At 65.5% G+C, this 21756-nt stretch carries 14 protein-coding genes and 1 pseudogene; 12 read left to right on the forward strand and 3 right to left on the reverse strand.

The window, feature by feature from the left end:
* Nucleotides 1-103: 103 nt before the first annotated feature.
* The 8 genes from ACWEOW_RS06795 to ACWEOW_RS06830 all read left to right on the forward strand — a co-directional run bounded on the left by ACWEOW_RS06795 (nucleotide 104) and on the right by ACWEOW_RS06830 (nucleotide 11893).
* Entirely contained in the window at nucleotides 104-1312 is a 1209-nt protein-coding gene (locus tag ACWEOW_RS06795) for a hypothetical protein (protein WP_452268413.1), read from the forward strand.
* Between the two features lie 637 nt (nucleotides 1313-1949).
* Entirely contained in the window at nucleotides 1950-5525 is a 3576-nt protein-coding gene (locus ACWEOW_RS06800) for a TIM-barrel domain-containing protein (protein WP_452268414.1), read from the forward strand.
* A gap of 114 nt (nucleotides 5526-5639) precedes the next feature.
* The gene (locus tag ACWEOW_RS06805; protein WP_452268415.1) at nucleotides 5640-6236 is read left to right on the forward strand and encodes a sulfite oxidase-like oxidoreductase; all 597 of its coding nucleotides are present in this window, start codon (nucleotides 5640-5642) and stop codon (nucleotides 6234-6236) included.
* A 61-nt stretch (nucleotides 6237-6297) separates the two neighbouring features.
* Nucleotides 6298-7023 (forward strand): ferredoxin reductase, encoded by a 726-nt coding sequence (locus ACWEOW_RS06810; RefSeq protein ID WP_452268416.1) that lies wholly within the window; start codon nucleotides 6298-6300, stop codon nucleotides 7021-7023.
* Between the two features lies 1 nt (nucleotide 7024).
* Nucleotides 7025-7342 (forward strand): DUF6510 family protein, encoded by a 318-nt coding sequence (locus ACWEOW_RS06815; protein ID WP_452268417.1) that lies wholly within the window; start codon nucleotides 7025-7027, stop codon nucleotides 7340-7342.
* Nucleotides 7343-8189: 847 nt separating this feature from the next.
* Complete coding sequence (locus ACWEOW_RS06820; protein WP_452268418.1) at nucleotides 8190-9221, forward strand: hypothetical protein; 1032 nt, start codon at nucleotides 8190-8192, stop codon at nucleotides 9219-9221.
* 98 nt (nucleotides 9222-9319) lie between these two features.
* On the forward strand, nucleotides 9320-10315 hold the full coding sequence (locus ACWEOW_RS06825; protein WP_452268419.1) for a class I SAM-dependent methyltransferase: 996 nt from the start codon (nucleotides 9320-9322) through the stop codon (nucleotides 10313-10315).
* 360 nt (nucleotides 10316-10675) lie between these two features.
* The gene (locus ACWEOW_RS06830) at nucleotides 10676-11893 is read left to right on the forward strand and encodes a DNA cytosine methyltransferase (RefSeq protein ID WP_452268420.1); all 1218 of its coding nucleotides are present in this window, start codon (nucleotides 10676-10678) and stop codon (nucleotides 11891-11893) included.
* Here the strand turns inward: ACWEOW_RS06830 and ACWEOW_RS06835 are convergent.
* Nucleotides 11877-12803, reverse strand: a complete 927-nt coding sequence (locus tag ACWEOW_RS06835) for a hypothetical protein (RefSeq protein ID WP_452268433.1) — start codon at nucleotides 12801-12803, stop codon at nucleotides 11877-11879. The genes ACWEOW_RS06830 and ACWEOW_RS06835 overlap by 17 nt on opposite strands.
* Between ACWEOW_RS06835 and ACWEOW_RS06840 the strand changes: the two genes are divergently transcribed.
* Nucleotides 12719-13318 carry a very short patch repair endonuclease gene (locus ACWEOW_RS06840; RefSeq protein WP_452268421.1) on the forward strand — a complete coding sequence of 200 codons (600 nt, stop codon included), beginning with the start codon at nucleotides 12719-12721 and terminating at the stop codon, nucleotides 13316-13318. The two genes, ACWEOW_RS06835 and ACWEOW_RS06840, sit on opposite strands and share 85 nt — an antisense overlap.
* Before the next feature lie 739 nt (nucleotides 13319-14057).
* Here the strand turns inward: ACWEOW_RS06840 and ACWEOW_RS06845 are convergent.
* Both ACWEOW_RS06845 and ACWEOW_RS06850 read right to left on the reverse strand, forming a co-directional pair.
* Complete coding sequence (locus ACWEOW_RS06845; RefSeq protein WP_452268422.1) at nucleotides 14058-14519, reverse strand: hypothetical protein; 462 nt, start codon at nucleotides 14517-14519, stop codon at nucleotides 14058-14060.
* A 197-nt stretch (nucleotides 14520-14716) separates the two neighbouring features.
* Nucleotides 14717-15232, reverse strand: coding sequence for a hypothetical protein (locus ACWEOW_RS06850; protein WP_452268423.1), 516 nt, complete (start codon nucleotides 15230-15232; stop codon nucleotides 14717-14719).
* 186 nt (nucleotides 15233-15418) lie between these two features.
* Here ACWEOW_RS06850 and ACWEOW_RS06855 point away from each other — a divergent pair.
* The 3 genes and pseudogenes from ACWEOW_RS06855 to ACWEOW_RS06865 all read left to right on the forward strand — a co-directional run bounded on the left by ACWEOW_RS06855 (nucleotide 15419) and on the right by ACWEOW_RS06865 (nucleotide 21742).
* Nucleotides 15419-16686, forward strand: a pseudogene (locus ACWEOW_RS06855) (IS256 family transposase).
* 934 nt (nucleotides 16687-17620) lie between these two features.
* Nucleotides 17621-20398 (forward strand): COR domain-containing protein, encoded by a 2778-nt coding sequence (locus ACWEOW_RS06860; RefSeq protein WP_452268424.1) that lies wholly within the window; start codon nucleotides 17621-17623, stop codon nucleotides 20396-20398.
* Between the two features lie 1065 nt (nucleotides 20399-21463).
* Nucleotides 21464-21742 carry a hypothetical protein gene (locus ACWEOW_RS06865; protein ID WP_452268425.1) on the forward strand — a complete coding sequence of 93 codons (279 nt, stop codon included), beginning with the start codon at nucleotides 21464-21466 and terminating at the stop codon, nucleotides 21740-21742.
* Nucleotides 21743-21756 lie beyond the last annotated feature (14 nt).

Consider the following 21756-nt stretch of genomic DNA (forward strand, 5'->3'; position numbering starts at 1 on the left):
AACGAGTGGGGCTCGTGCATTCACGACGCGCCTGTGGGGGACCTCGCGGCACGTAGCCGGATGTTGACAGGATGGGTAAGGACGAGAGGACTTAGGAGGACGTATGTTCCAGAAGCAGTCCAGCGCCGATAATGCCGTCGACGAGGTGCGCTCAACCGCAGCGGACCTGGGTGCGCGGGTCGGCGAACAGCTCGACACGTTCACCGAGAGCGCCCGTGATGCCGCAGGCAGCGCCGCCGCGAGCGCCAAGGAGCACGTGGCACAGGCGCGCGAGAGTGTCGGCCCCGCCGTCGGCGATGCAGCGGGTGCCGCTCGCGAGCGCCTCGGCGATGCGAAGGAGGCCGCCATGCCGACGCTCCAGGAGGCGGCCGAGACCGCGAAGGTGAAGCTCCACGAGGCGGCCGAGCGCGCGAAGCCGAAGGTCGAGGCCGCCCAGGCGACGTTCGTCGACACGGTCCTGCCCAAGGTCGGTGCAGCGCTCGCGACGGCTGCCGCGGCAGTCGCGGCGGGTGCCGAGCAGGCGAAGGAGGCGGCCGCGCCCCACCTGGAGCAGGCAGCCGCACAGGCCCGTGAGTCCGCAGCATTCAGCGGCGACCGCGCCAAGGATGCGTACCTCGTCCTCAAGGGTGACGCCGTGGCGAAGAAGAAGGGCGGCAAGGCCAAGTGGCTCATCCTCATCGGGCTCGGGGCTGCGGCCGTGGCGGCCATCGCCGCGTTCCGCCGGCAGAAGCAGGCCGACGACCCGTGGGCCACGCCGCTTGACAGCGCGGACACCTCGACGTCGAGCGCCGCATCGATCAAGGACAAGGCGGCGGGACAGGTCGAGCACGCCAAGGAGGCGGTGGCCGACGCTGCCGCCAAGGCCAAGGAGAAGAGCGCGGAGCTCGCCGACGCCGCCAAGCACAAGGCAAGCGACCTGGCGGCCAAGGGCCAGGCCGCGATCGCCGACGCCAAGGACCGCTCGTCCGACGCGGTCGACGAGGCCGGCGCGGGAGCGGCCGACGCCGCCGCAGCAGCTGCGGACGAGGCGGCCGACCTCACCGGCACGGCGAGCGACCAGCTCGGCCACACCGCCGAGGACGTGACCAGCGCGGTGGAGTCCAAGATCGACGACCCGCAGGCCGAGCTCGACGAGGCCACGGCAGCAGCCGAGGGTCAGGTCACCGCTGTGGACGGGAACCCTGGCGCCGACGCGGTGGAAGGTGAGGCCGCCGGTGGCAGCAGCACGCCCCACGGCGCAACGCGCAAGCGCACGACCGGGCGCAGCACGGCCCGGTCCAAGCCCGCGCCCAACGGAGACGGCCCTGCCTGAGCCCGAGCTGCGCCCGCCTGAGCCCCCCTGAGCCCTGACGTGCGCTCGTCCTGACGACACAAAGAGACGGACCCGGATGCTTGACGCATCCGGGTCCGTCTCTGCTTGAGCTGGCTCGCACCGACAGGGGGACAGCGCGAGCCAGCACATGCAGAAGGGCTGGGCGCGGTTCGTGCGGGCCCAACCCTTCGCTGCCTCCAGTCTAAACGGCGACCGGGTGCTAACGCGAGAGGCTAGGTGAAGATTGCATCACATTAAGCGCGTCAGATTCGACCTTTCTGCGCAAAACGCCCACGAGTACCGGGGCCCTCACGGGCTCGATAGATGTTGCTCCACTGAGCATGGCACCACGGAGGCCGTAGCGCCATAGGTAAGAGCGGTGGATTCCTTGTGCGTCAAGCGAATTCTCGTGCCGGCCGGGAGTGAGCGCTCACCTGTCCTGAATGCTCCGATCGGGATCCGAGCGGCCTTCGACGCGGCTCTCGGTGGGCCGTGTGGCGGGCCGAGCTCGCCGGCGTAGGCGAATTGCCCCTTGACGCCCGGTCTGCACCACCCGTACGGTCTCTGACCACGGAGAATGACTGATTGTGAGCGAAAGGATGCTTAAGTGAGCAGTTTCAAACACACAGTCCGGAGAGTGACGGTGGTAGCCGGTGTCGCAGCGTTGGCCCTCACGGGTCTCGTCGCGGTCTCGGCGCCTGCCCAAGCCGCCGACGGGCAGCTGGGCGACGTGACGGCATACAGCCGCGACGGCGACACGTACACGTTCGGCTCGGGTGCGGCGAAGCTGCGCGTCGAGTTCGACGACACCGATCTCTTCCGGGTGCAGCTCGCGCCGAACGGCACGTTCTCGGACCCGGCGAACGACGACCCGGCCGACCCCAAGGCGCCCGATGCGGACATCGTCGTCAAGCGCGACTTCGCCGGGGGCGGCTCGAGCGTCACGGACACGGGGACGGCATACGTCATCTCCACGAGCAAGGCGCGTCTGACGGTGACGAAGTCGCCGCTCACGCTCCGGCTGGACAACGCCGGCGGCGCCGAGCTGTGGCGCGAGACGGCACCGCTGTCGTGGACCGGCAGCGGGACAACCCAGACGCTCGCCCAGGGCGCCGAGGAGCAGTTCTTCGGTGGCGGCATGCAGAACGGACGCTTCAGCCACCGTGACACCTCGATCACCATCAGCCGCGACTACAACTGGGACGACGGCGGCAACCCGAACGCTGCGCCCTTCTACCTCTCGAGCGCGGGGTACGGCGTCCTGCGCAACACGTTCGCGCCGGGCACGTACGACTTCCACGCGCCGGTGCGCACCACCCACCAGGAGCAGCGCTTCGACGCGTACTACTTCGTCGGCGACACGCGACAGGTCCTCGACGGCTACACCGAGCTGACCGGTCGGCCGCTCATGCTGCCGATGTACGCGCTCGAGGTCGGCGACGCAGACTGCTACCTGCACAACGCGAACCGCGGCGAGCGCGAGACGCTGCGCGACTCGACGGCGATCGCCGACGGGTACACGACCAACGACATGCCACTCGGCTGGATGCTCGTCAACGACGGCTATGGTTGCGGCTACGAGCAGCTCCCCGAGACGCACCAGATGCTCGGCGAGCACGGCTCCGAGCTGGGCCTGTGGACGCAGTCGGACCTGACCAACCAGCCGTACGAGGTCAGCAGTGGAGTCCGGGTCCGCAAGACGGACGTGGCCTGGGTCGGCCCCGGCTACCGGTTCGCCCTCGACGCGTGCGAACAGGCCCGCGACGGCATCGAGTCCAACAGCAGTGACCGCGCGACGGTCCTGACGATCGAAGGCTGGGCGGGCACGCAGCGCTGCGGCGCCATGTGGAGCGGCGACCAGTCGGGCTCGTGGGACTACATCAAGTGGCAGATCCCGACGTATGCCGGTTCGACGCTCTCCGGACAGCCCGTGACCACGGGCGACATCGACGGCATCTTCGGGGGGAGCGCGGACACGTACACGCGTGACCTGCAGTGGAAGATGTTCCTGCCCATGACGTACGCGATGAGCGGGTGGGCCGGCAAGGACAAGCAGCCGTACCGCTACGGCGAGCCGTACACCTCGATCAACCGCGACTACCTGCAGCTCCATGAGCGGCTGCTGCCGTACTTCTACACGCACACCGCCAACGCCTCGAAGAACGGCCTCGGCCCGACGCGCCCGCTGTACGTCAACTACCCGACGGACCCGGCGACGTGGGGCGACCAGGCCAAGTACGAGTTCCTGGCCGGCGACGACTTCCTCGTGGCGCCCGTCTACTCCGACACCACGGTGCGCAACGGCATCTACCTGCCGGAAGGCACCTGGGTCGACTACTGGACCGGCCGCCTCTACTCGGGCCAGCAGACGCTGAACGGCTACAAGGCGCCGCTCGACCGGCTGCCGCTGTTCGTCCGCGCCGGCGCAGTCGTGCCGATGTTCCCCGAGGGCACGCAGGACTGGACGTCGGGCAAGGACTCCGGCCGCCTCGACCTCGACGTCTACCCCTCGGGCACGTCGTCGTTCACCAGCTACGACGACGACGGCCGGTCGCAGGCGTATGCCGCCGGGCAGAGCGCGACGCAGCAGCTCGGCGTGGTCGCACCGACCTCCGGCAAGGGTCCGGTGACGGTGTCGATCGGCGCCCTCGACGGGTCGTATGCCGGGAAACCGAGCGCGCGCTCGTACGGCCTGTCCGTGCACACGAACACCGAGCCGTCCGAGGTGTCGGTCGATGGCGCGGTGATCAGCCGAGTGGCTGGCAAGGCCGCTCTCGACGGTGTGGCGTCGGGGTGGTTCTACGACGCGGTCACCGGCGTCATCCACGCCAAGACCGCGTCGGTGGGGACCGCGGCCGCGCACACCGTGCGGATCACCGGTGCCGGGGCGATCGGTGGCGCACAGCCGGGTGAGCTCGACGCGGCGCTCGACGTCAAGGCACCCGTCATCTCGGTGCCCGACGAGGCTCGGCCCGTCACCGCGACGTTCACCAACTCGACGGGCAAGCCCGTGCAGGTGACCGCAACCTCGCTCGGCCTTCCCTCCGGATGGCAGTCGGTGGCGTCCGGCCCGACCACCGCGGCGGACCTCAAGGACGGCGCCTCGTTCACGGCACGCTTCGACGTGACGCCTCCGGCAGGCGCACAGCCCGGGGCGTACCCGATCACGGCGTCCGCGGCATACACGGTCCGTGACGTGGGCAGGACACTCACGGACTCGACGAAGACGACGCTGGCGCACCCGTCGCTCGCGAGCGCCTTCAGCAACGTCGCGACCACGGCGCAGGCGAACCCGACACCGGGCAACATCGACGGCGGCGGGTCGAGCTTCATCGCGGAGCGCCTCGCAGCCCAAGGGGTGACACCGGGCGCCAAGGTCTCGGCGAACGGTTTCGACTTCACCTGGCCGTCGTCCCAGCCGGGCACGAAGGACAACGTCGCCTCGGCCGGCGAGACGATCCAGCTGTCGGGGCAGGGCAACGCGCTGGCGCTGCTGGGCACCGGCACGAGCGGGTCTGCGGGTGGTGCAGCGACGGTGCACTACACCGACGGGTCGTCGACGACGGCGACCATCGGCTTCCCGAACTGGTGCTGCCTCGCGACCGACACCTACGGCGCGAAGATCGCGGTGACGACCATGGGCAAGAACACGCCGACCGGGCCCGCGTACCCGACGGTCGCCTATCGGATCTACACCAAGACCGTGTGGATCGACCCTGCCAAACAGGTCGCTGCGGTGACCCTGCCGGCGAACTCCGCGGCACACGTCTTCGCGATGACCGTCGGCAACGAGGAGGTCGTGCCACCGCCGATCGCCGACGGGCAGTACTCGCTCGGCAACGTCGGCACGGGCCTCGCGCTCGAGGCGCCGGGCTCGTCGTCAGACCAGCTCGGCACGGCGCCGGCCTCGTCGTCGGCATCGCAGAAGTGGATCCTCACCTTGCAGGACTCCGGTGCCTACCAGGTGAAGAACGCTGCGAGCGGACAGTGCATGGACGTGTTCTACAGCTCGCAGTCCAGTGGCGCGCTCGTCGGGCAGTACACCTGCACGGGCACGACGAACCAGCAGTGGACGGTGACGCGCTCGGGCAGCCAGCTCAAGCTCGTCGCCAAGCACAGCGGACTGACGCTCGCGGTCGATGCGAGCGGCAAGGCGGTCCAGGTCACCGACACTGGCGCTGCGACCCAGCGCTGGGCGGCAACCGCCAGCTAGCGGCTGCTCGTGGATCGAGACCGTTGAGGAGGGCCCGGGCGGAAAGGCACGCTCGGGCCCTCTTCGCGTGCGCGACGCGCCATAATCAGGCATCACCCAATCTGGGGAGGGCGCATGGGAATCGTGACTCCTGGCTTCCGGGGCCGGCAGCGAGATGCGGTGCAGCTACCGCCAGGGCAGTACCTCACACACGACTTCCCGGTGCTGCAGGCCGGGCCCACGCCGCGTGTCGACCTGGCCGACTGGTCGATGACCGTGACGACAGAGTCGGGCGAGCGGCACGTGTGGCTCTGGGACGAGCTCATGGCGCTCCCGCAGGAGGAGCCGACGGTCGACATCCACTGCGTGACGAAGTGGTCGAAGCTCGGCACCTCGTGGCGTGGAGTGTCCCTGGACGTCCTCCTCGAGGACATCGACACCGCTGCGGACTTCGCCCTCGTCCGCTCCTATGGCGACTACACGACCAACCTCCCGCTCGAGGACCTGCTCGACGGCAAGGCCTGGATCGTCCACGAGTACGACGGCGAGCCGCTGGAGCCGTGGCACGGTGGTCCCGCGCGACTGCTCGTGCCGCACCTGTACTTCTGGAAGTCGGCCAAGTGGGTCACCGGCATTCAGCTGCTCGTCGACGAGGAGCTCGGATTCTGGGAGCAGCTGGGCTACCACGAGTACGGCGATCCGTGGCGCGAGCAGCGCTACTCGGGCGACTGATGAGACCGGAGCTGCTTGGCGTTACGGTCACTGAGCTCCCTTGGGAGGCAACGTGGCCCGCGTGACGTGGCAGCCAGCATACCTCGTCTCTCGTAAGGACGAGACGGCCGAGGCGGTCACGCTCGTCTTCGGCGTGCCGGAGTGGCCGGGGCACGTGCCGGGGCAGCACGTGGATGTGCGGCTGACTGCGCCCGACGGCTACTCGACGCAGCGCAGCTACTCGATCGCCACGCCCGACCACGGGGCTGCGATGGACCTGACGGTGCAGGTCGTCGAGGACGGCGAGGTCTCGCCGTTCCTCGCGCGCGACCTGGCGATCGGCGACCCCGTGGAGATCCGCGGGCCGATCGGTGGCTGGTTCGTCTGGCGGCCCGCGCAGGTGGGACCGGTGCTGCTCGTCGGCGGCGGCTCGGGCGTCGTGCCGCTCATGGCGATGGTGCGGGCCCGCCACGAGGCGGGCAATGCGTCGCCGATGCACCTCGTCTACTCGGTGCGCACGCCGGCCGACGTGCTGTATGCCGCCGAGCTGGAGCGGCGCGCGCGCCTCGACGACGGGCTGCGGGTGACGATGGTGTTCACGCGGTCGGCGCCGGAGGGGACTGCGCGTGCGGTCGGCCGGATCCGGCCGGAGGAGCTGGCGGAGTGGGCGTTTCCCGTGGGGTCCGGGGCCGTGACGTTCGTGTGCGGACCGACCGGGTTCGTCGACGCGGTGGCCAACTCGCTGGTGGACCTGGGGCACGACGAGCACTCGATCAGGACCGAGCGCTTTGGACCGAGCGGAGGCTGACATGAGTACGTATGCCGGAGGCGACGTGGCGATGGACGGCAACGTCCTCGCTGGGGTGCTGGGCGAGGTGTTCGGCGTCGACGTGACGGCCGCGATCGTGACGTGCGTGGACTGCTCGCGGGAGCAGGCGGTCGCGGAGCTCGTCGTCTATGAGGCAGGGATGGGTGCGACCGCACGGTGTCGCGGATGTGGCGCGGTCGTGCTGCGGGCGGCACAGATCCGGTCGGAGGTCGTGCTCGACCTCCGCGGGTCGCGGGTCGTGCGGATCCCGATCCCGCCTGCGGACGAGCCGGCTGAGGGTGGCGCCGCCCCCGAGTGAGAGTCGGCGACGCGCGCAGATCGCACGTCAGGGAGAAACCCATGCAGCAGATGCCCGAGCAACTCCCTGACCTGCAAGGAGGGTTGAGGGCCGTTGAGCTGGTAAGTGACACCGCGGCCGTTCACGGACGTGAGGATCTTGGCTCCGCACTGCTCAAGGTGTGCCCGAAAGGCCTCGACTGCCTCTGGACCGTCAACGTCCATGATCGTCTGACGGAGCGAAGGACGGTTGCCGACCTCGAAAGTGGCCGTTCGTAGGGTCCGCACCCCCATGGCATATAGGAACTTCATTCGGACGGAAGTCTCAGGAAGCCAGGGGAAGTCGTCGGGGTCGCAGCCTGGGTCGAGGCTGGCGCACACCAACGCTGGATCTGCACACCTCTCCGCGTCGAAGGTCACCGTCCTGGCTGACTGCCCGATCTCGGCTCCGGCCGGGGCGATCTTCGTCGGGTCCAGGACGCCGCTCGTGTCCTCGACGTCGCGGCCACAGTCGCCCGAGTTCACGATTGTCATGGTCGGTTCTGTCGATCTGGTTGGCGACGGATCGGGTCCCTGCGATGTGCATCCAGCCATGACGACGAGCAGCGATGCGCACGCAGCGCTCATGCGAACACCTCGGCTTGCCGACGCCGCGCGCCGCGGGCGGGGGGACTCGTCGGCAACGCTGCGGGCAGGTGGCTCGACCATGTGACTGGACCATAGGAGTGCATCAGCTCACCAGCAAGGATGGCGCTCACGTCGCCTGAGATCTGACGAAAGCGACTGAAGCGGATGTCTGGTCAGGCCGCTTCAGGAAGTCAGGCGGTTCGGCTCAGGTGGCTCCCGGCGTCTGCTCATAGCGTGCTGCCGTGGCACTGACGCAACTCTTCGCGCGAGGCCCGGCCACCCGGCATACGGCTGTGGCGGGGATCGCGGCTGTCGCGCTGGGACTGGCCTTGGCTGCTTGCTCCTCGGCTTCGCCGACCGGTTCTGCGAGCAAGGCCTCACGATCCTCGTCGCCCAAACCCCGGGTCACCCCCACTGAGACGATCGATATCCCGCCCCCGCCGGGCACGAAGACGGGCTCGACGGCCGGGCACACGGCTGCGGGCACCACGAAGGCGCCGGCGCGGTACAAGACGACGGTGGTCTTCCGCGGGGTGCACCCGGACGACCTCGTGATCGACCCGTCCGGGCACCTCATCTTCAGCGACTATACGGACGGGACGATCAGCCGCCTCGACCCGAATGGAAAGGCCACGATCCTGCACAAGGGGCTGGCTGGGCCGGAGGGGCTGGTCTTCCTGCGCAACGGGTCGCTCGTCGTGGCTGAGGAGAAGACGAACCGCATCCTCGAGTTCTGGCCAGGCTCGTCGCGTCCGATGGTGCTGAAGCAGCTGCCTGGCAAACCGACGCTCGTCGAATGTCACCAGGGCGTCGACGGGATCGGGTGGGACCCCAGCAGCGGCACCTTGATCGTGCCGGATGCGCCGACGGGCACGATCTACCGGCTGACGGCCGACGGGTCGACGCTGACGCGGGTGGCGGGTGGTTTCGTGCATCCGGTCGGGGCGACGGCTGACTCGGCGGGCGCCATCTATGTGGCCGACGAGTGCGGCGGCAACGTGTGGAAGGTGTCGAAGTCGGGAGCGAAGACGCGAGTGGCGCCGGCTGTGATGCCTGACGACGTCGCGCTCGACACGCACGGCAACCTGCTCGTGACGGACGTGCGGCACACGCAGCATTCGCTGCGCCGGTTCCCACTCCGGGGTGGGGCCGGGGTGCAGCTCGCCGGCGCTGGGTTGGTCGAGCCGCAGGGGCTGGTCGTCGACGCGCACGGCGACATCTACGTCTCCGACGACATCGTCGGCGTGATCCTCAAGTTGACGCCGGTGAAGTGAGGGATCGGGCGTCTGTGTCTTTGGGTGGCCGCTGGCCGACGTGAAGATGCTGGCGAATCCGGGCGACCTGGGGAGGGCCGTGGTCATAGCCTCTGCGCATGGATGAGATGCCGGCAGTCCTGGAGGACCTCTTCGGCTTCTACGCGATCGTGCTGCTCGGGCTGGGCCGGCGGGCGGGGTTCACGGACGCGCTGCTGGCGGGGCCGGGCAGGGCGTCGGACATCGCCGGGCGCGCGAGTGCCGATGAGCGGAGCTGCGAGGAGTGGCTCAGGGCGATGACCGCTCGGGGCTATGCCAGTCACGAGGGCGGGGTGTTCTCGCCGACGGACAGCCTGCGGATGACGTTCGATCCGGGCTTCCCGGTTGACGTGGCGTCGGGTCTCGAGGGCTGCCTCGGGATGGCGGCCGCGTATGAGCCCATCGTTGACGCCTGGCGGGATGGGCGTGGCCTGGATGGGATTGCGCTGTCGGCGTTCTCGGCGTTCTCCGGCTTGAACACTCCGCTCTACGGGCAGGTGCTCGTGGAGGACTGGATCGGCGGCACGCCGGGATTGGCTGATTCGCTTGGGCACGGTGGTCAGATCGCGGAGATCGGGGCGGGGAATGGGGCCGCTGCGTCTCTCGTGGCGCGTGCGTTTCCCGGGTCTCATGTGGTGGGTTATGACCTGCGGGCGGGGTCGGCCTCTGACCTGCCGTCGAACGCCGAGCTGCGGTCTGGGGACGCGCGGTCCATGGCTGCGGACGGGCCGTTCGACCTGGTCTACACGCTGGACACGTTGCACCACATCGCGGATGCCGAGGTGCTGATTTCTGAGGTGCGATCGGCTTTGGCACCCGGGGGTCTGCTGCTCGTCGCAGAGAACGACTTGAGTGGCGACGTGGACACGGATGCCGCTAACCCGTTCGGGTTCGTCAGCTATGCGAGCTCTGCTCTGTACTGCTTGCAGGAGCCGCTGGCCGCTGGGGTTGGGACGGTGCACACGGGCGCCGAGAACCCGCGCTGGATCGCTGACGCCATGGCTGCGGCTGGCTTTTCGGACGTGTCCGTGTGCTCTGGGGCGGGCGGCATGGCGATAGTGACCGGCCGTGCCTAGGGCGCGCCGTTCGTCACCCAATTCAGCGACTCGGCTACGCGTGCCGATGCCGGCGGCCGACTTTGCGAGGGCCGGCGTCCTGGTGTGACACCAACCGCGCTGGGACATCCATCAGCACCGCACGTGACCGGGTCAGGACACATGCAGCCACCGCGGTGTCCACATCCCCACGCGTCGACCGCCGTCTTCCACAGACCTCAGTGATGACGCAGCCCCACGTACTGTCGCCATGCCAGTGTTGTCGGCACACGTACCAGCCCAGCCGGGGGACGCTTGCTACGCACCCGCGGCCGAACATTTGTTCGCGCCACGCCGCTGCGGATCCCTCGGCTAGGGCCGACTTCATGGAAGGATGCCAGCGTGGCAGATCCGACCCCTACACTCTCAGCGTTGGACCTGTTCGCGGGGGCGGGTGGACTCTCGCAGGGCCTGCACGCAGCGGGGTTCCAGCCCCTCTACGCCAATGAGGTTGTGCCGACATACTCCGAGACGTACGCGGCGAACCACCGCGAGACTTGGGTGGACGCGCGTGACATCCGCGCGGTCGACCCCGCGGCAGTTCGCCAGACCCTTGGCTTAGACCGCGGCGAGCTGGACCTCGTAGCCGGCGGCCCCCCGTGTCAAGGCTTCAGCATCAACGCGCCGACGCGGAGCACGAAAGACCACCGCAACCACCTTTTCCGCGATTACCTTCGTTTTGTGGAGGAGTTTCGCCCACGCGCGGTCCTCATCGAAAACGTGCCGGGGTTGGTGAGCTTCTCGCGAGGAGCCACACTGCACGCCATTATCGAGGCATTGCAAGATCTCGAGTACGCCTCGGACGTAAGAATTCTGTATGCCCCCCACTTCGGCGTCCCGCAGACCAGGTGGCGTACGATGATCATAGGACTCCGCGACGGTGGCTCCCCGGTGGATGCGTTCCCCGTTCCTCGGCATGATGCGCCACACCGCGTTAACTTCACGTCTAGGCTGGGAGGGCGCAATCTGGTGGTTCTTCCTGGGGAAGCCGACCTTCGGAGCCACGTAACTGTCCGTGATGCACTCGATGACCTCCCCATTCTCGCCAACGGAGAGCAGGGCGAATTAATCAAGGCGTATCGATGCGAACCGCAGAATGAGTTTCAGATGCTACTGCGCAGAGACTCGCCGGGCGTGATCAATCATGAGGCAATCGCTCTCTCTGCGGTCAACATGCAACGCCTTGGGCACATTCCTCCGGGAGGAAACTGGACAGATATCCCGTTCGACCTCTTGCCTCTTGGAATGCAGAGGGCGAGAAAGTCAGATCATACCAAGCGGTACGGTCGAGCGAACCCAAACGGGCTCTCCTCAACAATACTAACGAAGTGCGATCCACATTGGGGCGCATTCTTCCACTACGAGCAAGATCGTGCGTTCACTGTTCGAGAAGCAGCACGTATCCAAACCTTCCCGGACTCCTACGTGTTCACCGGCTCTCGAGTCGCACAATTCGAGCAAGTTGGGAATGCGGTTCCTCCCCTCCTCGCGACCGCTGTTGGGAGCAGCATTAGGACTGTGCTGGAATCCACCTCCCCCGAGATTACAGTTTCTGCTTGATGGCCGACTCGTAAGCACCAGAGGCCGGGAGGTTTTCTGGGGTAATGAAGGCGAGCGACAAGTCGCTCGTTGACACGGTCACGGGCGCGAGTCGCTTCAGGGCAAGAGGACTTCCGTCCAGAATGCCGGTGCTGAAGTCGTAGTCATATCTGATGAAGGTCAAGCTCCCTGGCTGCTTCGGAATACGACGGAGGCGGTCTACTCCGCCAAGTCGCATCATGACCCGCTTGAACACTGGCTCGGGAGTTACGAAATACAGCCCATTGGTGCAGAGCGCCTCAGCCTGAAGCATCAGGCCCTTGACTATGAGCTGAGGTAGAATGCGCTTGTTCACGTTCTCCCAGTTTAGGCCGACCGTCGACTGCACGATCGTTCGGCCATTCTTGAGACCCGCCATGCTCGCTTTGGTGTCATTGGTTGTATCTATGCTCTGCACCTCAACCGGCACAAAGGCTTGCAGCTCTCCTGAGGGGCCTATCACAACGAGGGTGAAGTCGATCTTGTAACTACCCCCACCATCGACGGCGGGAGGTAAACTAATCTCCCCACCCCACGGGTTGGCGCCAAAGACGCCGACTTGCGCCCTTCTCGCTTTGGTTGCGACCAAACGCGCTCGACTAGCAGGCACCAGGGTCGGAAGGCCAGTCGAGTCGACTGCCACCTCCAGATTGATAAAGGCATCAGCCGCTATATGTCTGAGGAATTCGTGATGGCCGTCATAGAGGCGGACAGGACAGATCGGTACGGCCTCCTGCGACTTGGCCGGCTCGATGGAGCACACGCCTGTGCGTCCCCGCTTGATGCAGGTGGCACCCAGGAACGGACATGATTGGTCGATCACGGCCTGTGCCGCTGTCGCGGACTGGTCGCTGCCCCTGTACCCGAACCACTCGTAGATCTTTCCAGCCACAACTCGGCAGCCTAGGGCAGTTCGCATGCCGTATCGTGCAATTGGGGTGTGTCGAGTTAGGGTTCACTGTGGCGTACGAGTCGTGGTCGTCTAGCGCGGCCAATCGGGCCAGCATGCGGGGCAACCGCAGTCGGGATACCAAGCCCGAGCTGCGGTTGCGGTCGCTCCTGCACCGCAGGGGTCTGCGGTTCCGCGTCGCCTACAGGCCTCTCCCAACTAGGCGCAACACCGCCGACGTCGTGTTCTCCAGGGCCAAGGTGGCCCTGTTCGTGGACGGCTGCTATTGGCACGGCTGTCCTCAGCACTTCGTGCAACCTCGGACGAACTCTGACTACTGGCAGGGTAAGATCGCGCGCAACGTTGCTCGTGATCATGAGTTCGACGCTGCCCTGCGCGACGCCGGCTGGACAGTGATCAGGTGCTGGGAGCACGAGGACCCGGAGTTGGTGGCGGAGACTGTGGCCAATGCCGTGAGTCCAGGATCGCGGATTGGGCCCGGCAAGCCTGCGCCCTAGTTCGCAACATCTTGACTCGCTGCGCCTCCAATCCAAGGGCGAGCACCCTGACTATCACTCAGCCCGGAGACCGGGGTGATGCCCGTGGTGCGGGAGCGCCTGTGAAGTCGGCCCGCACATCGCGCGGGAGCCGTGGTCCATGGCTTGCCTCAAGCGGCGTCAGCCGGCGGTGGGTCTGACGGACCGCGCGCTGCAGATCCCCGCTTAGGCCAGCGCACGTGCCGCGGTGACAGTCCCGCGACGGGTGGCAGGGCGACCGCGCCCAGGTGCCTGCGGTTAGTGGCAACACCTTGCTCCTCAAGCGGGTCTTACCCTTGTGGGTGCCACCGCGCCCGAGGCGGGCACGGGAGTGCAACCCGACCTGTCGACCCTCGAGCCGCGACAAGCCGTCCGGCCCGGTACATGGTCCCGGCGAAGCTCGGGCAGCCTTCCCTTGTCGACGATCCGGTCAAGCCCCTGCTTGCAAACTCCACGCGTGGCCCGCGGCCGGCCTTGTCCGTGCGTGGGGTGTGCCCGCCCGGACCGCCAATCAACGCGTCCCGCGATGGGCGTTGCAATGCGTCTGTGGGCTACTTCTTTGGGACATCCCTCAGCACAGCTCGTGACCGGGTTAGGACGCGAGCGCGGTCGAAGCGTGGTCGCGCCGGGACGTCGTCGGGGGGTCGTTGCGCGTTCGGGCTGGGGACGGGTAAACAAAGGCTAGGGCGGCGTCGGGTTGAACAGCCAGGCCGGCGTCGGTCTACGGGCGCACCGGGCCGGAGCTGGATTCACTGTGCGCCTTCGCGTCCGCGGGTACCTCCGCGGCCGGGTTGCGGCGTTCGCTTTCCGCGACCTCCAAGTCGATGCTGTCCTGCTCCCGTATGGCACGCGATCTGCTCCGCATGATCGCGGCTTCGCTGCGATCGATGCGGGCGTGGCTGGTTGCCAGTCGGTCGCGGGCACGGTCGATCGTGGTCATTGCGAGCTCATCGGTCGTGTTGGTGCGTTCGCCGAGATTACGGGCAATCCGATCGAGGTACGCCTCCCGCGCGTCGAGCTCGTCCTCGCGTTCGTCGAGCTTGCGGTCGCGCTCGTCGGCGGCTCGGTCCCGCTCGTCCGAGATCCGCTCCCGCTCGTCGGCATGGCGCTCGCGTGTGTTCGCGTCGAGGTCCCGGCCCGTCCGCTCGCCGTTCGCGTTCGTCGGCGGACCGTTCTCGTTCATCCGCAGCGGCCTCACGTCTCACCCCGGCTTGGTGCCATCCGTCGTTTGGTGGCGACCCAACGCTGCTCACCAACCCAGCATGCACCCTTGGTCCCGCGTATGGCGATGCGCTGCGCCGGCGGCTGATCTCGACCGACAACCAAGCCATGCCGGGATCGTGGTCCTGTGGCCCGCGGACCCAGCCGCCTACCTGGCGACTACGGCTCGGCTCGACCGAACTTGGGCCTCCCAGCAGACTGGGTGAGAACCTGACGGTCGCGTTCAGACTTCGACGACGCCCCGTCCACGCATCCGTCGAAATCGATGTACAAGACTTCGCATCCTTCTGCGGCAAACGCAATCCACAGGTCGAGCACCGCGGCCGTGCTGGTCGCGATGGACTCGATGAGCTCAGCAGCCGGTCGCGTGCTGACTCGCTGATGCTCGAGTCGGGGCGGCAGAACCGGCGCCGGTTCCGCGGGGGAGATTCCCGCTCGGCGCCGCGCCTCGTTGTACTGGTGCATCACGACGATGTAGGCGAGGCGCCTGTCGGCGCTATGAGCCCGTTCGACGGCGCGAGCGAGGTGCTGGTTGGCGCTCGCGGCAGAGTCGGGCTCGCTGACACGGGCGCCGGCGTGGAGCTCCGCGCGGCGACGACGACACTGGTCCGCGCGCTCTTTCGCGGCGGTGGCTGCCGTCACGTAGCTGCCTGGGCGACCGTCCTGCGTGCCCATGGCTCCAGTATGCCGAGCGAGCCACGGATCCGCAGGGCAGAGTCGGGCCTCCGGCGGGAGCCGGAAGTCGAGTCCATAGCGTTGGTGTATGACGACGCTGGTGAGCGTGTCCCTACGAACGTAGGTGTGGTCACCGCGTGATCCTTCGAGTGAACCTTCCACAGCACTCTCGAATGCAGCATCGCGATGACCGCGACCCCCAGTATCGACCCTGATCTGTTCCTGCACGAGCAGCTGGCCCAGGCCAGTCCCGACCTGATGCGGGAACTGCTGACCACCTTCGTCAACACGCTGTTGTCGGCGCAGGCCGACAGCGTCTGCGGCGCCGACTACGGCACCCGTAGCCCGGATCGGACGAACACCCGTAACGGTTACCGGCACCGGGACCTGCACACCCGGGTCGGGACGGTTGACGTGGCGATCCCGAAGCTGCGCGAGGGCAGCTTCTTCCCGGACTGGCTGCTGGAGCGGCACCGCCGGGCCGAGGCGGCCCTCACGACGGTGGTCGCGACCTGCTACCTGCTCGGGGTGTCCACCCGACGGATGGACAAGCTGGTGCGGGCCCTGGGGATCACCGGGCTGTCCAAGTCGCAGGTGTCGGTGATGGCCGCGGACCTGGACGAGCAGGTCGCCGCGTTCCGCACCAGACCATTGAGCGAGGGCCCATACACGTTCGTGGCGGCCGACGCGTTGACGATGAAGGTCCGCGAGGGCGGCCGCGTCGTCAAGGTTGCGGCGATGGTCGCCACCGGCGTCAACGCCGACGGGTACCGGGAGATCCTCGGGATCCACACCGCCACAACTGAGTCCGTTGCCGGCTGGCTCGCGTTCTTCCGCGACCTGACCGCGCGTGGCCTTACCGGGGTCGCGCTGGTGACCTCGGATGCGCACACCGGGCTGGTTGAGGCGATCGGGGCGACCCTGCCGGCCGCGTCGTGCTGATCAGACTGCAGCGGTGCCGTACCCACTACGCCGCCAACCTGATGGCCGCCACCCCGAAGAGCTCGTGGCCGTGGGTCAAGGCGCTGTTGCACTCGGTGTACGACCAACCCGACGCCGAGGCCGTGCACGCCCAGTTCGACCGGGTCCTGGAGGGCCTGAACGAGAAGCTGCCCACGGTCGCCGAGCACCTCGAGCTGGCCCGATGCGACATCCTCGCGTTCACCGCCTTTCCGCGAGAGATCTGGCGCCAGATCTGGTCCAACAACCCCAACGAGCGGCTCAACCGCGAAATCCGCCGCCGCACCGACGTCGTGGGCATCTTCCCCAACCGCGACGCCGTGATCCGGCTCGTGGGAGCCGTCTTGGCCGAGCAGCACGACGAATGGGCCGAACAACGCCGCTACCTCGGCCTCGAGGTCCTGGCCAAGGCCCGCGCCGTCCTGACCGCACGGCAGACCAACACCCCCGAGGAGGTGCCCACCGACCTGATCGCCGGCGCCCTCAGCGCCTGACAGCAGACCACGAAGCGATCACCGTCGCACACCAGGGATCCGGACTTGACCGAGCCGGACACACTCTCATGCCAAGGCTCGGGGGCTCCCCGGCAGCGGCGCACGAGTCGGCGGGACGGGCCGTCCTTTGGGTGCTGCAGGCGCCTGAGCAGGCGCGGCGTGATGGAGCCAAGGGGGACTCGAACCTCTAACCCCCTGCTTGCAAACTCCAGCCTGGCGCTCTGCCGGCCTCCTCCACACGGGCAGCAGGCCGCCCGAGACCGCCCGGCGATCCCTCCGAAGACGGCCGTTGCAGTACTTCAGTGGGGTACTCCCTTGTTTCGCCTCCCGGACGACGACCAAGCCTGAGCCCAAGGTCCATGCCCCTCGAACTGTCCTTCACTCCGAAGTTCCCGCGGCTGACCGCATGTGTTCTTACGTCCTGTCAAAGGGAGGTAGTGCGTCACGAGTGCGCGCCTCTGAAGACCTTCTCGTTGCGAAGGCTGCTCCCAGGGTTGTGGGAGTACTCCCACGTGCACCCGCTAAGAATGTTTGAGGCGGTGAACGATTCGGTACCCGCTTCCGAGATAGCGGTGCCGCTGGCTTCCGCCTGTGTGGACGACGTCAGGAATGTTCCAAAGCTGGGTCCGTGAGCGGTTGGCTCCACCAATCAAGCACGCGCTTATCCAGAGCCCTAATGCTCGATGACTGAGCACCGAACCGAGATGGCTTGATGCTAGGAGTTCGCATTCCCACTGATGCGCGACGGTCCCCCTGGCAACAAGACTTTGGCCGCCAGTATCGCCAACCCCAGGCCGCTGGCAGGCGTGCGCTCTGTTCGGGACGCCTGAGTCACGTCAAACGAGCATCGCCCGAGCGAACTGCGCGCTACGGTTCTCGAGAGACAGGTCGGCGCGCCCCTGCCGACAGGATCGGCGCAACCCCAGGAGAGCACATGGAGTCTGACCCAGACATTCAGCAAGGATACGAACGCCGGCTCCATGAGGCGCTCGGACAAGCCCGGAGTCACGGCAGGTTCTCTATGAGTCGTCCTACCGAACTAGGTTTGCCCGAACAACTGCGGGATATTCACAAGGTGACCAGCGTACATCTTAGTGACGCAGAAGCCGTGGAAGAATTGCCCGACTGGCTGGTTGAACTGCCGAATCTAAAAACAATCTCGATTCAAAACTCGTCCATCGAAGTATTTCCCCCAGTTCTCCTGAAACTCAAGATTCATCATCTGGCGATATCCAGCGCCAGACTGGAGGAATTGCCGATCGACCTGGGGCGAATGTCTAGATTACAATCCCTGATACTTCCAGGAAACCTTCTAGAATCGGTTCCCGAGTCCATTCTAGAAATGTTGGACCTCGTCACGTTGGACCTCAGTTACAACCACCTCAGTGAGGCGCCGTGGATGCAATTCCCTCCGAACGTGCGCTTCCTATCACTTTGGGGAAATGGCCTCAAGGAGATACCAAGATCGATCGGCGAGATGGTGAACTTAGAAACGCTAATCATCAGCCGTCGGGGGCGTCAGGAAGTCAGCGATGACGTACATGAAATGCAACCGCAACCTAACATACCCTTGGGCCGTCTGATAGGGTCGAGTGGCGGACATCAGGGTAAGATCACCACCATCCCAAAATGGCTCACGGACAATTGCGTCGCGCTGCAATGGCTGGACTTGTCAGGCAATCGAATTGCAGAGATACCAGAAGAGATTGCTTCCCTCCAGAAGCTTCGAGGGCTTGTGCTCACCAATAACGAAATTCTTGCGGTTCCGGAGACCGTAGGGGCGCTACCTCAGCTTCAATGCGTCGCTCTGGAGAACAACAACATCTCCGAAATTCCCGATGATCTTCAGCGTCCGACTAACCTTAAGTACCTCGGCCTCAGCGGCAATCTCCTGCAATTGCCTCCCGAGATTCTGGAGGATGCCAGCAGCCCAGAGACCATTTGGGGATACTTGGCTCAAGCTCGGCTCGCAACCAGGCCGCTCGATGAGGCCAAGCTACTAATTGTCGGTGAGGGATCCGTTGGCAAGACTTCTTTGGTTCGGCGAGTGATCGGCCAGGGGTTCGACGCATACGAGAAGAAGACTGAGGGAATAGAGGTAACGAAGCTCTCGCTGCCTGTTAGCGGGAGCGAAGTGACCCTAAACGTCTGGGACTTTGGCGGGCAGGAAATCATGCACGCAACCCACCAGTTCTTCCTGACGCGTCGCAGCATCTACATGGTGGTGTTGGACGCTCGACAGGGCGAGGACCAGAACCGCATCGAATACTGGTTGAAGCTCGTTAACAGCTTTTCTGGCGGGTCCCCGGTTATCGTCGTAGGAAACAAGTGCGAAGACTTCGGTCTGGATATCGATCGACGGGGTCTGAAAGCCAAATACCCGAATATCGTCGCATTCCTCGAGACTTCTTGCGCGACGAACATGGGTATTGACGAACTGCGCCGACAGCTCATAGAGACCATAGCGTCTCTCGATCATGTGCATGATCTACTTCCAGCCTCCTTCTTTGCCGTAAAAGAGGAACTGGAGGGACTGAAGTCCAACTACATATCGTTTGCCTCGTATCAGGAACTCTGTGCTAAACACGGGGTGGTGAGCCAGCCCTCGCAAGAGGTCTTGGTTGACTTTCTGCACGATTTGGGTACAGTGCTCTGCTTCCGTGCAGATCCCCGGCTACGCGACACAAATATCCTAAATCCTGCCTGGGTGACGGGAGGTGTCTACCGGATCCTAAACTCACACGTGGCAGCGCAGCTCAAAGGGCTGCTCTTGTGGAAAGATATCGATGCGATCCTTGATGTCGAGGAGTATCCGCCGGATCGTCGGGGATTCATTATTGACATGATGCGCAAGTTCGAACTCTGCTACGAGTCAGAGGGGGTATTCCTGGTACCCGATCTCCTTACGAAGGAGGAGCCGGACACTGGTGCTTGGGAGGACGCTCTGCCATTTGCAGTCAAGTACGGCTTGTTGCCGTCGAGTCTGTTCGGTCGGCTTGTGGTGCGGATGAGGCGCCTAATTAGTCAAGACACGGTATGGCGATCCGGTGTGGTGCTCAGAATGGACAAGAACCGGGCCCTCGTGCGTATCGACCGCGAGGATGGGCTTCTTACAATTTTCGTGTCCGGCCCGTCCCGAACTCGTCGGGGACTCCTAACTGCAATCCGTGCAGAACTTCGATCTATCGAGCAAACGATTCCTGGACTTGTGAGTGAGGAGCGAGTTCCTGTACCGCGCGCCTCTAATGTGTGGGTGCCGTATGCTCACCTGTTGGCACTTGAGGATGCTGGAAAAAAGACTGTGGTTCCACAGGGGCTCACAGTAGAATTCAGTATAATGGAACTGTTGGACGGGATTGAGGCGAGTCGGGATCGTCGAATTTCTGAGACAAGCATGGATTCCGTCGCGGATTCGGCGCCCGATGGAATAGTTGATTCGCGAGATGTGGCGGAGCCGTGGACCCCTCCGCAAGCGATGCGTCTTGGGTTGTTCCTAGTGCTCGCGGTGGTTCTTCTGGCGGCGGCATACGTTGGCGCGAGTCAAGTGGTCGGTGCTGGAGCGGCTGCAGCGATTGGCGGCGGGGTGCTGGTACTTGTGGTAGTAATCGGGCTGCTGATACTGAGAGCCTCAGGTCGCGTCAGTGAAACAGGGCTTGTGGAAGTTCTGAAGAAGGCGATATCGCGTAAAGGTGTGGATCAAGGAGAGTCCTAGTCCGGGATGGCTTCGGTGGCAAGTTTCGTGCCTGTCAAGGTCCTTGGGAGTCATCAAACTGAGTTGCGCTCGCATTTGCCGGTGGCCGAGGGACGCTCGGGACTCTTATGGCGAATTGCGCGCCGGGCCCTGGGCCCCACGGTGCTGACGAACCCCGGCCTCGACCCGATACCCCAGCCCAAGCGGACCGGCGGCGTGCGGGTCAAGGGTCGAGCTTGCTCGATCGCGTCAGCGACGCCGGAGGCGCCCTTGAGGTGTGCGCCGGCGGCACGCAACCGATGATCGCAGTCGGGTCGAGGCCGGAGCCGCGAAGGTGACGTTTGACGGGCATGGTTGCTACCCATACGACCAGGGTGGTTTTGGGTCTGGCGTTTCGGGATGTCTGTTACGGGGCCGCCGGGCTGGGTGCGCGACGCTTGAGCAGAGGGTCGCGCCGACGGGAGCGGAGCGGGAGTCGGCGGGACGGACCGTCCTTGGGCTGCGGCGGGCGCCTGAGCGGGCCCGGCGGGTCCGTCTTGAAGACGTACAGAAACTTGTCGGGGAGCGAAGCACGACGAAGCACGACGAAGCTGGACGAAGCAGGACGTAGAGGGTCAAGACAAAGGGTCAAGACAAGGACACGCGGGTCAAGGCGGGTCAAGGCGAGACAGGTCAGGGAAGGTTCACACGGATCGCGAGAGCTGCTCGACTCGCATGGTCCTTGAAGTGCCGGTCGGCTGAGGAGCGCTAGCCGCGAGGGCGGAGACTCGTGGATGCAGCCGGTCTTGTTGTGGGGTTGAGAGTTATGACCGCTTTCTCAGGCGCGCCAGGGAGTCCCTATATATTCGTAGCCGAAAAGAATACGGCGCACACTGAATGGCCCGGCGTGCATTGTGCATACGTTACGCACAACCTATTCGACGGAATCGACGCGCTACGACGGATAATAGCGCGCAGGTGAAAAGGACGTGAACACGTGAAAACCGGTGGAGCGCGGTACAATTTCGCCTCCAGCGTATATCGCGGGTAGAGATCCAGCAGGCGATCCGCGAGCAAAGGCACGGGTGTGACTCCTACCCTAGATGCTTGGAGCACGCCACCCTCACCATCTGCCGCGGGAAAGGTGAGCCTTTGGCTATGCGAGTCCTTCTGCGGGTGGGCGACTCGACCTTGGATGCGCGCGTCAGCGATGTGCTGCAACGGATGGATGGTCAGGAGGTAGTCGTGCCGGTCGACCCCGGTTTGCGGCTGCCCAAGCCACAGCCCGGACCATGCGGCGACATTCAGGAGCGCACGCCAGTACTAGTCCGGCCCACGATCGAACTTGGCATCCGCCAATATCAGCTACTCGGAACCCACGCCTGATACGTCCAAATGAG

This window comes from Monashia sp. NPDC004114, assembly GCF_053603855.1.